This window comes from Spirosoma sp. 48-14, assembly GCF_001898575.1.
GTDB lineage: Bacteria > Bacteroidota > Bacteroidia > Cytophagales > Spirosomataceae > Spirosoma.
This window is the reverse complement of sequence record NZ_MKUD01000081.1, coordinates 13,880-29,032: the sequence shown is the minus strand read 5'-3', so window position 1 is coordinate 29,032 and position 15,153 is coordinate 13,880. Positions and strand designations below refer to the sequence as shown.

Annotated in this window: 8 protein-coding genes; 4 read left to right on the top strand and 4 right to left on the bottom strand. The window is 48.5% G+C overall.

What is annotated here, in order from left to right:
* Nucleotides 1-32: 32 nt before the first annotated feature.
* Together BGO59_RS32380 and BGO59_RS32375 are read left to right on the top strand one after the other, a co-directional pair.
* Nucleotides 33-1,571: a RagB/SusD family nutrient uptake outer membrane protein gene (locus BGO59_RS32380; RefSeq protein WP_293691236.1), complete on the top strand. Its 1,539-nt coding sequence runs from the start codon at nucleotides 33-35 to the stop codon at nucleotides 1,569-1,571.
* 106 nt (nucleotides 1,572-1,677) lie between these two features.
* Entirely contained in the window at nucleotides 1,678-5,118 is a 3,441-nt protein-coding gene (locus BGO59_RS32375; RefSeq protein WP_293691234.1) for a VCBS repeat-containing protein, read from the top strand.
* 130 nt (nucleotides 5,119-5,248) lie between these two features.
* Here BGO59_RS32375 and BGO59_RS32370 read toward each other — a convergent pair whose 3' ends face one another.
* The 4 genes from BGO59_RS32370 to BGO59_RS32355 all read right to left on the bottom strand — a co-directional run bounded on the left by BGO59_RS32370 (nucleotide 5,249) and on the right by BGO59_RS32355 (nucleotide 11,681).
* Nucleotides 5,249-6,304 carry a glycoside hydrolase family 43 protein gene (locus BGO59_RS32370; protein WP_293691232.1) on the bottom strand — a complete coding sequence of 352 codons (1,056 nt, stop codon included), beginning with the start codon at nucleotides 6,302-6,304 and terminating at the stop codon, nucleotides 5,249-5,251.
* A 60-nt stretch (nucleotides 6,305-6,364) separates the two neighbouring features.
* The gene (locus BGO59_RS32365; protein WP_293691230.1) at nucleotides 6,365-7,393 is read right to left on the bottom strand and encodes a LacI family DNA-binding transcriptional regulator; all 1,029 of its coding nucleotides are present in this window, start codon (nucleotides 7,391-7,393) and stop codon (nucleotides 6,365-6,367) included.
* Between the two features lie 943 nt (nucleotides 7,394-8,336).
* Entirely contained in the window at nucleotides 8,337-9,050 is a 714-nt protein-coding gene (locus BGO59_RS32360; RefSeq protein ID WP_293691228.1) for an outer membrane lipoprotein-sorting protein, read from the bottom strand.
* Nucleotides 9,051-9,113: 63 nt separating this feature from the next.
* Complete coding sequence (locus tag BGO59_RS32355) at nucleotides 9,114-11,681, bottom strand: TonB-dependent receptor (protein WP_293691226.1); 2,568 nt, start codon at nucleotides 11,679-11,681, stop codon at nucleotides 9,114-9,116.
* Nucleotides 11,682-11,983: 302 nt separating this feature from the next.
* On the opposite strand from BGO59_RS32355, the gene BGO59_RS32350 reads away from it, so the two are divergent.
* Both BGO59_RS32350 and BGO59_RS32345 read left to right on the top strand, forming a co-directional pair.
* Nucleotides 11,984-12,523, top strand: a complete 540-nt coding sequence (locus BGO59_RS32350) for a hypothetical protein (RefSeq protein WP_293691224.1) — start codon at nucleotides 11,984-11,986, stop codon at nucleotides 12,521-12,523.
* Between the two features lie 396 nt (nucleotides 12,524-12,919).
* Nucleotides 12,920-15,142: a TonB-dependent receptor gene (locus BGO59_RS32345; RefSeq protein ID WP_293691222.1), complete on the top strand. Its 2,223-nt coding sequence runs from the start codon at nucleotides 12,920-12,922 to the stop codon at nucleotides 15,140-15,142.
* Nucleotides 15,143-15,153: the final 11 nt, after the last annotated feature.

The window sequence follows — 15,153 nt, the reverse complement described above, 5'->3', positions numbered from 1 at the left end:
CGACTTTAACGACTTTAACGCATACGTTTTCTATGAAAAGGCACTATTTCTCAATCGGTGTTTTATTGCTGGGCCTGGCGGTTGGGTGTAATGAAAAAAGCCTCGACCAGCTAAATCCCAACGCAGTTACGACCGACAGTTATTTTCAAAATGATGTCCAGATCAGGAGTGCGGTCAATGGGGTTTATGCTGCCCTTCAATCGACAAACCTGGTCGCTCGTGAGTGGTTTTTTACCCATGATCTTCGCTCCGACGATGTGGCGGCAGGCGGGGGACAACTCGAAACACCGCGTAACCAATTATTGCTAGGCGTTCATAGCACCGACAATTCGCTGGTAAGTTCGGTCTGGACGGGCGCTTACCGGATTATTCACCGGGCCAATGTGGTGGTAGACAAAGCGGCTGCTGCCAAGGGTCTAACAGCCAGTGTCGCTACTCAGGCCGTGGGCGAATCCAAGTTTCTGCGGGCCTGGGCTTATTTCGAACTGGTGAGTATGTGGGGTGGGGTTCCACTCTATAAAAACTACGTTACGTCGGTAGCGGGTTCGTTACCGCGTGCTTCAGAGGGCGATGTGTACGCATTCATCATTGCTGACCTGAAAGCGGCTCAGGATGCACTGCCTGCTACCTACGACGCGGCCAACCAGGGACGGGCCACCAAAGGAGCGGCTCAGATGCTCCTGGCGCGGGTTTATATGCAACAGGGCGACTACACCAATGCCAAAACCGAACTTCAGAAAATAATAACCTCGGGTAATTATGGTCTGGTGGATGAGTATAATGATAATTTTACGGAGGAAGGTGAGTTCAACAAAGAGTCGATCTGGGAAGTGAACTTCCTGCCATCGGGCGGTAATTTCAACTGGAACGGCGATGGCGATGGCACAGCAGGGGCCGAAGAAACCGTTCGGACGCAGGAGTACTCGGGCATAGGCTGGCGCAACATCATTCCATCAAACAGTCTGCTAGCTGAGTTCGAACGGCCCAGCAAAGGGGATGCAAAGATGGATCCTCGGTATGCAAAATCGGTGTATACGACTGGCGATAAGTATAACAAAGATCAGACAATCCTGACCGACGAAATCCAGAACGGGAATAGCTCAACGGTGGATGGTAAAGTGCAAAAAGTTAGCTGGCGGAAATTTACGCTGATGTATAAAGCCGGTACGTCAACAACGGGCGGTATTAATCAGCGGATTATGCGCTATGCCGAAACGTTGCTGTCGATGGCTGAGTGTGAAAACGAACTGGGCAATCTGACCAGTGCGGTTTCGTATCTGAACATGATTCGGAGCCGACCAAGTGTATCTATGCCAGCCTACCCAACGGCCAACTACCCCGTATCGACCAAAGATCAGGTATTCACGGCTATTGTACACGAACGGCGTATCGAACTGAATGGTGAAGAAATTCGGAACCGCGATATTCTGCGCTGGCGGAAGCTGGGTAAACTGAAAACGGAGCCCATTGCCTATTTCCAGAAAGGTAAACACGAACTGCTGCCCATTCCCCAGCAGGAAATTGACAACAATCCGAACATCGGCCTGAAAGGCCAGAATCCTGGTTATTAGTACATTGCTGGTTCCAAATAGACCACGGATTATTATGATAATTATGATTTACGCAGATCATAACGATCATAATAATCCGTGGTCTATTTTACTCAAAATGCTTTCTATGAGACTTGTACCGTTTTGGACGATCGGAATCGGTTTATTGATCAGTAGTTTGCCAGCCTGTCATCAATCGACACCAACGCGATTTGAGCGGCTTTCCAGCGATCATACACACGTTACGTTCAACAACTCGCTGACGCCCACTGAACGCTTAAATGGGTTTACCTTTACTAACTTTTACAATGGCGGTGGCGTAGGCGTTGGTGACGTGAACAACGACGGGCTGGTGGACCTGGTTTTTACAGGGAATCAGGTGAGTTGTCAGCTCTATCTGAATCAGGGCAAACAGGGAGAAAAGGCTTTTTCGTTTGAGGATATTACCCAATCGGCTGGTTTAACGACCAATCGCTGGTGTTCGGGCGTAGCGATGGTCGATGTGAATCAGGATGGCTGGCTGGATATGTACATCTCTGTTGCCAGTCACCCAGCCTTAAAGCACACCGAAAATCTGCTGTTTATCAACCAGGGTTTAAAAAACGGTAAGCCTGTTTTCAAGGAAATGGCCGCTGATTATGGGCTGGCCGATCCCGCGTTCACAACGCAGTCGGCTTTTTTTGATTACGACCGGGATGGCGATCTGGATGTTTTCCTACTCAATACCGCCCCCGATTTTCAGAACCCGGCTCATGTTCGCCCGGTTGTAGCGGATGGATCACACCCGAGCACAGGTAAACTGTATCGTAACGATGGAGTAGGCACCAAAGGGCATCCAGTCTTTAAAGACGTTTCGAAGGAAGCTGGAATAACCTACGATGGATTAGGTTTGGGCTTGGTTATCAGCGATTTTAACAAAGATGGCTATCCTGATATTTACTGCTCCGACGACTTCACCAGCAGCGACATCCTGTATCTAAACGATGGGGAAGGGCATTTTTCCAATGTAATCAAGCAGGCGACGGCGCATACCAGTATGTACGGGATGGGCGTCGATGCGGCCGATCTGAACAATGATGGGTTCCCCGATCTGATGCAACTGGATATGCTACCCAAGGAGAATGACCGGCTTAAAATGATGCTGGGCGGACAGGACTATGATCGCAAGCAGATGAGCATTTCGCCCCAGTTTGGCCATCAGATGCAGTACATGCGCAACTCACTTCAGATGAATCTGGGGATAGGGCAAAGGGCAGAGGGCAGAGGACAGAAGGGAACAAATGTTCCGCTTTTTTCGGAAGTGGGGCTGATGGCCGGTGTGGCGCAAACCGACTGGAGCTGGGCAACCTTGCTGGCCGATTTCGATAACGATGGACGGAAGGATATATACGTTACGAATGGCTATCGGAAAAATGTTACCGACCGCGATTTCATCAATTTTACCGAAGACTTTTCGGGCTTTGGTACCACCGAATACAACACGAAAAAACGACTGGAGATGCTCGACAAGGTTCCTGAGATTCCGTTGGCTCATTACGCCTTCCGCAATAAAGAAGACGGAAGCTTCGAGGATGTTTCCAAAAACTGGGGATTACATGACGAATCTTATGCGAATGGAGCCGCTTATGCCGATTTCGACAACGATGGTGATCTGGATCTGGTCGTGAACAATGTGGATGGCGAAGCTTTCATTTACCGAAATCAGAGCTGGGAACAGAATCCGACCGATCATTACCTGACCATTTCCTTGCAGGGAAGTCCCACAAATCGTCAGGGTGTTGGCACTAAGGTAACACTCTGGTCTGGAGGAACGATGCAGTACAGTGAAGCGACGATCGTCAGAGGGTATTTGTCGTCGGTCGACTCCCGACTTCATATTGGGCTGGGAAAAAGCACTAAAATTGATTCGCTGCGCATCGAATGGCCCGACGGACGAGTAGAGACAAAACGAAATCTGCCAGCCGACCAGGTCCTTACGCTTTCACAGAATCAGGCATCTCCGGGCAATGAGCCTATGTTTGACGAAACGAAAAAACCACTATTTACGGATGTAACGGACCTATATCCCATTGATTTTGCCCATACTGAGTCGGACTTTGTCGATTTCAAACAAACGGCGGCTATGCATAAAATGCTTTCACGGTCTGGTTTTGCGCTGGCGGTTGGCGATGTCAATGCCGACGGCCTGGACGATTGTTTTATGGGCGGCTCGTACCGGGGCAGCCCATCCTGTCTGTTCTGGCAAACGGCAAGTGGTGGATTTGTAAAGCGTCCGTTTCCTGCTACCGCCGATCAGGAGGCAACCAGCGCCTTATTTTTTGATGCCGATGGGGATGCGGATCTGGATTTATACGTAGTGTATGGAGGAAATGAACGCCCAGCGACCGAAAAGGCGTTTTATCAGAATCAATTGTTTCTCAACAATGGCAAAGGCGATTTTACTCCAGCCCCTGCCGGAACCTTACCAGACGTATCGGGTAGCGGCTCCTGTGTCGTCGCTGCCGATTTCGACCACGATGGGGACCAGGACCTGTTTGTAGGCGGCCGTCAGATACCCGGTAAGTACCCGCTGCCCGCCCGGAGCTATCTGCTTCGGAACGATCGGTCGGCAAATGGCTGTCGCTTTGTGGATGTGACTCAGCAACTCAGTCCATCGCTGATGCAGGCAGGTATGGTCTGTTCGGCGCTTTGGTCCGATTACGACCGGGACGGCTGGGCCGATCTCATATTGGCAGGCGAGTGGATGCCTCTTACGATCTATAAAAATAGTAAAGGCTCCTTTCAGGCATCGGCACCGATTCAACTGCCCAACTCATCGGGCTGGTGGAACAGCCTCGCCCAGGGCGATTTCGATCAGGATGGCGATCTGGATTACATAGCGGGTAATGAGGGGCTGAATACGCTCTATCGCGCTTCGGAGCAGGAACCTGTCACTATCATGGCGAAGGATTTTAACAACGATGGTACTATGGACCCGCTGATGGGCTACTACATCAATGGGGTGTGTTACCCGGCTGTACCGCGCGATGCCTTAAATCAACAGGTTATTCAGTTCCGACGGAAATACCAACGTTTTGCGGATTATGCGGCTGTCAGGTTCGATCAGTTGTTTACGGACGACGATAGGAGTGGGGCGTATGAAGCTAAGGCCACTTATCTGCAAAGTGCGTATATCGAAAATCTGGGTCAGGGGAAGTTTGCCGTTCATGCCTTGCCTCACATCGCTCAGGCGGCTCCCGTTTTTGGCATTGTTGTCCATGATGTCAATCACGATAGTCGACTAGATGCTGTATTGACCGGAAACTTTTATCCGAACGAAGTAAATATGGGTCGCGAAGATGCCTCCGTGGGGGTTGTTCTACTGGGCGATGGGCGTGGTCATTTTAAACCCCTGAGTCCGGCCGAGAGCGGATTAGTGATTCGGGGCGACGCCCGCACATCGGCTTTGTTGACCGGAAAAAATAAGGAAATGCTGCTGTTAACGGCTATAAATTCGCAGGGTGTACGGCTGAATCGCTGTGTAATGCCTGATAAAAGAAAAGAAGAGGAAGGTATATCAAGGAAATAATCGGTGTTTGATCAGACTGATTAATCTGTTTTAGCACACTGTACTGAAAAGTTTTTTTGTCCTTCCAACGAAAGAAGAATCTCAAGATTTCTCCTTCGTCGGAAAGACAAAAAAATGCTGGGAACTCAATTTACGGCGTAATAGTTTCCAGCGATCCATCCGGGTTCCGTTTCAGCTCACGAACCTTGATGTTACGCAGATGTGTTTTGCCAGATAGTTCTACATCGTGGTAAAAAATGTACCATTTCCCCTGAAACTCTATGATAGAGTGGTGCGTAGTCCAGCCCGTAACGGGTTTCATCAGCACACCCTGATAGGTGAACGGGCCGTATGGCGATTTACTAGTGGCATATACCAGCAAGTGCGTATCGCCCGTCGAATACGAGAAATAATAGGTCCCCTTGTATTTATGCATCCAGCCACCCTCGAAGAACCGTCGATCATGGTCGCCACCAAGTAAGGGCTTACCCACTTTGTCGACGATCACCAGATCTTTGAGCGGTTCATCGAACTTAAGCATGTCTTTACTCATCCGGGCCACTTTAGCACTTAAGGCGGGTTCTTTATCTTTTTTCAGGTCCGTTTTCAGGCTACTGTCATACTTTCCTGTGTGCCAGCGTTGTAATTGCCCTCCCCAAATGCCGCCGAGGTACATATACGATTTGCCATCAGTATCGGTAAATACGGCTGGGTCGATGCTGTAACTACCAGGAATGGGAGCTGGTTCGGCCTTAAACGGGCCCGTGGGCGATTTGCTGGTGGCTACGCCAATGCGAAAAGCGTCCTTTTTGTCTTTTACAGGAAAATAGAGGTAATACGTACCATTTTTATAGGCAGCATCAGGAGCCCACATCTGCCGACCGGCCCAGGGAACGTCCTTAATGTCGAGCGCAACGCCATGATCGGTCACTTTTCCGCCAATTTTATCCATCGAAAAAACGTGGTAGTCGCGCATGTTGAAATGGCCCCCTTCATCATCCTGGGGCACGTTGGCTTCAATATCGTGCGACGGATAAATATAAATTTTGCCGTTGAACACATGGGCCGATGGGTCGGCTGTGTAAATGTCCGTTACGAGTGGTTTCGGCTTAACGGCGCTGGATGTCGGATTCTGGCAAACACCGGATTGGCTGGCCCAGAGTGCCAGGCCAGCCGTAGCGATAATGAGTTTGGTTGGACTAATCATAGACTAAGAATAGGTAAGGAATTGTACGGTAAGAATAACAGCAAGTACCTTTGCAGGCTCTTATAGTGCTTTAGTTCGCTGAGACGACTGCCTGATAATCAGTTCGTAGTTCAATAGAATACTGTTGGTTGTGCTCAGATGGATCAGGCCATTGAGGTGATTGATTAGTGTTTGGGCCGCAATTTCACCCATTTCCTGCCCAGGGTAGTGAATCGTCGAGAGGTTCGGCTCCACAACCTGAGATACTGGATCGTTATTGAAGCCTACTACGGCAATATCGGCTGGAATGGCAAATCCATACTGACGCAGCGCACCCATGCAACTGGCTGCGCAAAAGTCACTGGCAATAAAAAGGCCGTCGGGCGGAGAGGCCATCTGGCGAATATGAGTAGCCATATCCAGGCCAGCCTGACGGGTTAAATCTGTTAGTCGAATAAGTTCGTCGGAAATCGGAAGCCCACAGTCGACCAGGGCCATTTTATAGCCTTTGAGCCGATCGGCATATACGTTTCGCTTGATGTTGCCCGTTATGTGCATTACCTGCTTGCATCCCTGATCGATGAGGTGCATCGTTGCATCATAACCCGCCTTTACATTGTCGATGACAATATTGGTGCAATTCTTCTGCGGCATCACCCGGTCGAACAGAATCATCGGGATACCTTTGCGGAAGAATGTATTAAAATGCTCCAGATCGTCCGTATCAGCGGCTAAAGAAACCAGTAAACCATCGACACGGCTGTCGAACATCGTTTTGGCATTAGCCAACTCTTTCTTGACCGATTCCAGCGACTGGCTGATAATCAGGTTGTAATTATTCTTGTTAGCTATTTTCTCCATACCAGCCAGAACGGTCGACATAAATGCGCTATCGAGACGAGGTACGATTACACCAATGGTGTTGGTGCGCTGACGGCGCAGATTGCTGGCAAACAGATTGGAACGATAGCCCATTTCTTTTGCCTTACTGGTAATGAGAATCTTGGTTGAAGAGCTAATAGCGGGATGGTCATTCAATGCCCTGCTTACCGTAGCAGGTGACAACTCCAGGAGTTTAGCAATATCATAAATCGTTACATCCTTTTGCATTGTTGCGGTGGGTATATGCCAATAGGTTGCAATCGGTTGAAATCGGCCGATTTTAAGCTTCAGAACATGTTAAAACGATCAGTTCAACGTAAAATACACTACTCTCTGTTTAAGAATAGTGAAGAGTTATCAGGAATATGTGCAATTATACGAAAAAAGACGGAAGAGACTATCCTCTTAATTCTTTTCATGCAACCGATTGCTTTTTCGGAAAATTAACGGAAATTTATCACAGATCGGTAAGCGAATGAGGAATTAGGTGATCCTCTCTCTTTTTTAGATTTATCATAGGTTAAATGCTAACAGTCCCCTGTCAACTGACAGGGGCTTTGTTTTTGAACCCATTCGACCATCATTAGCAAAAACGCCCGACTCAATATGGCCAGGCGTTTCTAAGATTCCTCTATTTAACTAATGTATTGTATGATATACGTCGTCGACTAGTTCTCAGATTGCTTCACATATGGATTGGTATAAAAAAGAAACATGCACCAACGGTTGGTAGCATGTTGAGGGTATTATCTTCTTAACTCTATGAAATTTACATAAGTAGCACAAAGATTAATGGCTATAAAGCTTTATTGGGTGCAGTGGATAGCAAAATTGTATTAAACATGAATGCATTGATATACATAGCAAATTAGAGGTATTGATTAGTAAAATTGTCTACTTTGTTACTAGTTATTTAGATTTTTACCTAATTTGTTATCGATTGTAGTTGGGTGTGAACTCGGCTGCAAGCTCTTATGGGTTAGATTTAAACGCTGGTACTTTTAGTGCCAGCGTTTTTGTTACCTAGAAGCACTTTTTTGAGTCAAAAGGGTAAATAGATAATCTAACCCATAAGAGCGATTTTGTATTGAACCACTCTCCATAAAAAAACCGCCAGGCATCTGGCGGTTTTTTTATGGAGAGTGGTTCAGCTATGAAAGCATAGCTCGGTCTATTTTGCCGGCTTTTTGAAAATGCTTTCGTCTACCGGGCCATTAACAGTTATTTTTTCCGTCGTGAACGTTAGCGCACCTTGTGGCGAAGCCATTTCCATCGTATTAGCGAACTTAATGCCGTCCTTGTCTTTATAATCCGAAAAGGCAATTTCAGCATTTTGTCCATTCATCGCCATTTTGACCTTGCTGACCAGGTAGGTATTCGCATCCAGAAATTCGTCGACAGTTTGCCCTTCTTTAGTCGTTACCTTCAGGTGATAGGCATCTTTACCATCTACTTTCTCTTTGCCAACCAGTTCGACCTGATTGCCTTTGGTTTTATAATTGACCAGAGCGCCGAAAGGGTCAAGCTGGCCTTTTGAGCTTTTCAACTGATCGGCGGGCATATCTTCCGGATCGCCGGTACCACCCATCATGGCTGGGCGCACCATCCAGCCGGTGGTGCCGTCTACAACCTGAATCATCGAGTTGCCCATTACCGACGTTTCGGTCCGCATGGATTTGCCAACCACAATGGTTGACTTGCTGGGAATTTCCATGCCGTTAATAGCCATCGACCGTTCGATATACAGCGTTTTGACGTTGCTTAGTTTATCCAGGCCACCCAGCGCGGCTACGTGTTTATCGACCAGCTCGTCGACGGTCTGAGCCTGCGCAAGGCCGGAAAGACAAAGGGCGAAGCCTAAAGCCAGGAATTTGTTGGTTTTCATGTTGCTGAATTAGGTTAAACTTTTAGTTGGCAAATAGTAACATTTATGCGGGATTTTCAACAGTTACGGGCGAGACTGACCTCCTCCTGGCGTGCCACTTGATTGTGTCTGACCATTTCCATCGCTTTTTACGTCGTCGTTATTGACCGATTTGGCTTTCTTGCGTGGAGCGTCCATCGTCATTTTGCCAATTTTGAGCGTGAAGGTAAGGCGAACACCCCGGTTATACATATACACATCGTTGACCTGGCTGAATAAAGGAGAGTTTAGCGTCGTATGGATATTGAAGCGGTTGCTGAGGAAGTTTTCGGCCGCTAAACCCAGACTGGCTTTTTTGTTGCTGAACTCCTTCTTGACACCAATTGTGTAGAAACCGAAGCCACCCTGACGACCCTGCAATTGAACCTGCGATCCCTGCAGGAAGCCAAATGCCTGAGCCCCCCAGCCATTCTTGAAGGTAGCGTTCATAAATGTACCCCCACCGATGTTCATACCACTGTTGGTAATTTCGGACGAAGCTCCGTCCAGTCCTGTAGACTGCCCCGTCAGGCTTGTATAAAAAGCATTCAGGAATAAGCCAATGTTGATTTTGGAGGTAGCGGCTACGTTGGCAAACAGGTTGGTTCCATAGGCATGCTGACGACCGATGTTCTGATAGGTTGTGACAATGGCGCCTTTTATGGAGTCGGATGGCGAGCTAACCTGCGTGATGGCGTTGTTGGTAATGCGACCGAAGAACGTGGCGTTGATAAATGTTTTGCCAATGGTTTTGCTCACACCCAGTTCAGCGTTGTTGGTCAGTTCGGGCTTCAGTTTAGGGTTACCAAGTGTAATGACCTGTGGGTTCGCAGCATTGAAATTGGGGTTCAGCTGTTGCAAACCAGGGCGCTGAATCCGGCGATTAAACCCAAGTTTAAGGGTCGTCCCTTTGAAGGTCTTGGAGGCATTTACGCTGGGTACCAGTACACCGTAGTCGCCTACACCCAGGCTGCCGCCTTCGCGGGTGCTGGCATCAATAAACGTGTGCTCATAACGTACCCCACCTTTCAGCGTATAGCGGTTTTTGGTGGTGTAGGTATACGAGGTATACCCTGCGGCAATGTTCTGATGGTAGGTTAGTTCGCCCAGCGTGTTGTTCGATTCTGTAGTGAATTGCCCTGAAGGACCAGCAAACAGGTACTTATAGTCGCTGTTGACTTCCCGGAAAATGGCTTTGCCACCGAACTCCAGCAGTTGATTTTTCTTGATCGGGGTTTGATAGTCCGTTTGCAGCGTAAATTCCTGGTTCACGTTTTTATTCAGATTCCGCTGACGGCCTGATAGATCACCAGTGCTACCGAACAGATTTGCGTCGAAGTTGTTGGTCAGGTCGTTACGGCTGTAGAGAGTCGAAATACTCCATTCCTGCTGAGGTTTGAAGGTGTGCAGATAATCGATGTTCGCATCGACGGTACCCGACAAATTTTTGGCGTCGACGTTCCGGTTGGTTGTTGAGTTGAGTGAACCGTTGTTGAACAGTTGGGTAACCAGGTCTTGTTGGTTGGAGAAGTTACGAACTCCGTACCGCACACCAGCCGTAATACTTTGATTTTTAGCCAGATCATAGTCGAAGCCTAAGTTGTACTGCCCAAAAAGACCTGAGCTGTGACCATCGCCACTTTGGCGGGTAAGGGTCGTTACACCGCCCGACTGGCTGGTCTGGTCAAGATTGGTTTTCGTGATGGTATTGTACATAGCCCTACCAAAGCCACCTAGCGTAAATCCGGCTTTCCCTTTCCGATAGTTACCATTCAGGGATAGCAAAGAACCCCGGTTACCAACTCCCGAGTCGATGTTGAGATTTAACCCTTGCAGACTATTCTTTTTGGTGATGATGTTGATGATACCACCCGAACCTTCGGCATCGTACTTGGCGGATGGACTGGTGATGACCTCAACCGTTTTGATCTGATCGGCTGGAATTTGTTTCAGAGCGTCCGAAACACTGCTGGCAACAATCGTAGAAGGCTTGTTGTTGATCAACACTTTGATGTTCTGGCTACCCCGGAGCGACACGTTACCGTCCAGGTCTACAGTCAGCATTGGCACCTTACGCAGAATGTCGGTGGCATCACCACCTTTGGCCGTAATGTCTTTATCGGCGTTATACACCAGCCGATCTACTTTTTCTTCGATCACGGCAGCCTGGCCGACTACCGTTACTTCTTCCAGTGTTTTGATGCTGGACGATAGTTTGATAACTCCCAGATCCAGCGTTTGGCCGTTGGTCAGGGTCAGGTTAGAAATTGTTTTATTGCGGAACCCGACGAAACTGACCAACACCTGATAGTCGCCAGCAACCAGTTTGGTAAGGGCAAATTTCCCTTTTTCATCGGCAACGGTACCATCGATGGCTTTGCCAGTAGACTTGTTGTAGAGGGCAACACTGGCAAATTCAACAGCTTTAGCCTGGGTTGAGTCTACTACCGAGCCGATAATTTTAGCACTCCCTTTCGGGCTTTGGTCACCAGCCGTACCGGGCAATGCCTTAGATTGGGTTGAGCCACCCATCATTGGGAACTGGGCCTGGGCTGGGGTTAGCAAACTGCCAACCCAAAAAAGAAGAGCGGTTAAGAAGATGTTCGTTTTCATAGCTTTATTCTGACATAACAAAGGTCAGTCATGCTACGAAGCCTTAAAAATAAAAGTGGATGAAGTGGCTATAAGACCGGATGGACTAGTGTTTATGGCTGATGAATGAAGTGGGTGAGGTTGCCTTAATGGCCCCAATACAGGTTTTAGGGCCATAACCGAAGGCTAAAGGCATTTATAGAAAGCATTCGTTTCGTTCATCCATTAGGCCCTGTCGGTGGGGAGGAACGTACAGGATTTAGAGGAGATCCATGCATTATCCGGTGAAAATGACGAAATTACCGGCGAATTAAGTACTATCTGTGAAATCGTTACCAGCCATCGGTTTTTTGATCCTGCTGCTCTATCACTGGTTAGGGCTGCCTTTGGCTGTGTTAACGTTTGAACAAAGCTATCAGGAAGCCTCGCAGCGATCGGTAACCGATGAGTTTAAACTGGTCAAATTGCCAATATCCTTACCCTACACCGCAGCCTGGGAAAACCCGGACGGGCAAGAGGGGCTCATTCAGGATGGAGATACGTTTTATAACATCGTTCAGCAGCGGTATGCGAATGATACCTTGTATACGCTGCTCAAAACGAACCAGAATGCCAGAGAACGATTTTTTGAGCTGGCTGAACAATGGCAGCAACTTAGCAATGACCAGAATGACTCCCAATCGCCTTTGGGTAAACTGCTTAAACTGATCAGCGAACGACTAACTACTTACCTTCCTCCTTTTTTCTGTCAACTCGATCGCCCAGTGGTTCGTTCGTTGATGTGTGTGCTACACTTTCCGAATGTTACGGCTGCCCGGTACCAGGTAGATCGGTCACCTGTTTCGCCCCCTCCTCAAGCCTGATTTCGATTTTCGGGTTGTTTTCAAGTAGATCCCAACGCTTCATGATTGGGGGGCACAAGTATGTCCGTCAATCGCTATCTGGCGGATGTGCAGCAGAGTTTTTACTCGGGAGCTAGGTGTTTTTGCCCCTGAAATCGTCTTGGTTACAACCGCCTGACTAAATCAGTATCATGATGGTATGCCCTTCGAATTTACGGGTGTCAGTAAGGCAAACTATAGAGCTGGCTAATCGGCTAGGCTATAGGAGTTTACATGCTAGCACTACCGTAAGTCATCCATCGCCAATTTTCTAAAGCAATCAGCGTAACGTGCTTTTATCAGAGCTGGCACTGCTTTTGTACTAGCTGCCAAATGTCTTTCCTCTGATAATTAGCTATTTAAATAAGATATTAATTCATGAAACATTTTTCAATTAGAAAGAGTCTGTCCACCTCGCTTATCCCTATAACATGTCTGGTTGTTGGGATGGTACTGGTGTCGGCTTCATTGTTTGCTCAGCAACAAAAATCGACAGTCGACTCGGCTCGTCTATTAAATCCTGTTACCGTAACGGGCAACCGCTCCATCGTTGTACAAGCCTTACCAAACGTGCACGGAACCTACCTGATGGGAGGAAAGCGTAGTGAGGCCATCCGCATAACCGAAATCGATGCCAATGTCGCGGAGAAAAACCCCCGGCAGATCTTCGCCCGGATTCCGGGGGTATTTGTCTATGACATGGATGGTACTGGGAATCAGATCAATATTGCTACACGAGGACTCGATCCCCACCGTTCCTGGGAAAATAATATTCGCCAGAATGGGGTCATTACAAATTCCGATATGTATGGCTATCCGGCAAGCCATTATTCTCCACCTATGGAAGGAATCGAACGAGTTGAGCTCGTACGCGGAACAGCTTCACTGCAATACGGGGCGCAGTTTGGCGGGATGCTTAATTATATTACCAAACAGGCCGATACAACGCGCCGATTCGGTTTCCAGACCATTAATTCCGTTGGATCGTATGGGCTGCGGAGCACCTTTAATGCCATTGGTGGGCGGGTAGGTAAATGGACGTATTACGCCTATTACTATCGGCGTCATTCGGATGGCTACCGTCAAAACAGCGGTACCGATGCTCAGGCTCAGTTGGGCCGAATCCAGTTCCAGGCGACACAGCGGCTCAGTCTGACGGCCGAGCTAGGTCGATCTGCCTACATTTATACTATTCCTGGTCCGCTGACTGATGCCATGTTCGCACAGGACCCGCGTCAGTCGACCCGTAGCCGGAACTATTTCAACCCGGATATTTACATTCCATCGTTAAAACTTGACTGGCGCATTTCGGATCGAACCCGGCTTTTGTGGACTACGTCGGCCGTGCTGGGCAATCGTAATAGTGTTCAACTGGATGCTTTCGCTACGGTTCCCGACACGATCAATCGGGTAACGGGGCAGTATCGGGCTCGCCAGGTCGATATCGATAACTTCAATAGCTATACGACCGAAGCCCGATTAGTACATCAGTATAAACTGGGGAGCATGAACGGAGCTCTGGCTGCTGGTGTGCAGTTAATGAGTACCGATTTACACCGTCGGCAATTGGGGGTTGGAACAACAGGGAGTGATTTTGACCTGACCCTTACCAGCCCGTTTAAGCGCGACTTGCATTACCAGACGAAGAATATTGCTGCTTTTGCCGAAAACCAGTTTTACCTGACCAATCGGCTCATGATTGCTCCGGGTATTCGGATTGAGCATGGAAAAACGGAAATGCGTGGCATAATCAGTTACTACGACGCGTCTAATTTGCCAACCGACATTAGCCATCATTTTGCTCTGCTGGGTATCAACGCCGAATATCGGCTCAGTGATGCCGTAAAGGTATATGGAGGTTGGTCGCAGGCTTATCGACCTGTGGTCTTCAAAGATATCATTCCGGCTTCTACGTATGAGCAGATCGACAAGCACCTGAAGGACGCCTATGGCTACAATGCCGAAATCGGTTTGACGGGGCGCTGGCAGGGGATGCATGTAAACCTGACCGTTTTTGACCTACTCTACCGAAACCGATTGGGGACGTTGTTACTGACAAATACCGATGGAACCAACTATATCTACCGGACTAACATCGGGGATAGTCGGAGTACTGGTGTTGAAGCGCTGGTTGAAACACAGCTTCTCCGCACGACCAACCTGTTGATCAGTGGCTTTAGCTCAACGGCCTATAATTATGCCCGGTACATTAATGGCCGGGTTTCGGCCGGAACCGAGAACCGGACCGTAACGGGCAATCAGGTGGAATCGGCCCCTCGCTGGACAACGCGCAATGGTCTTACAGCCCGTTATGGTACGGCCAGTCTGACACTCCAGTATAGTTATGTAGCGCAGACGTTCTCCGATGCATTGAATACGCCGACCGCTTCGGCCAATGGAGCCATCGGCCCTGTACCCGCTTACAGTTTATGGGACCTAAATGGCACCTGGCATATCAAAAAGCTTGTAACAGTGCGCGGAAGCATCAATAACCTGCTTAATACGCAGTACTTTACCAAGCGACCGACCTTCTATCCGGGCCCTGGTGTGTGGCCTTCCGATGGCCGAAGCGCCGTACTGACCGTTGGCTTGAACCTCTAAACAACAAATTC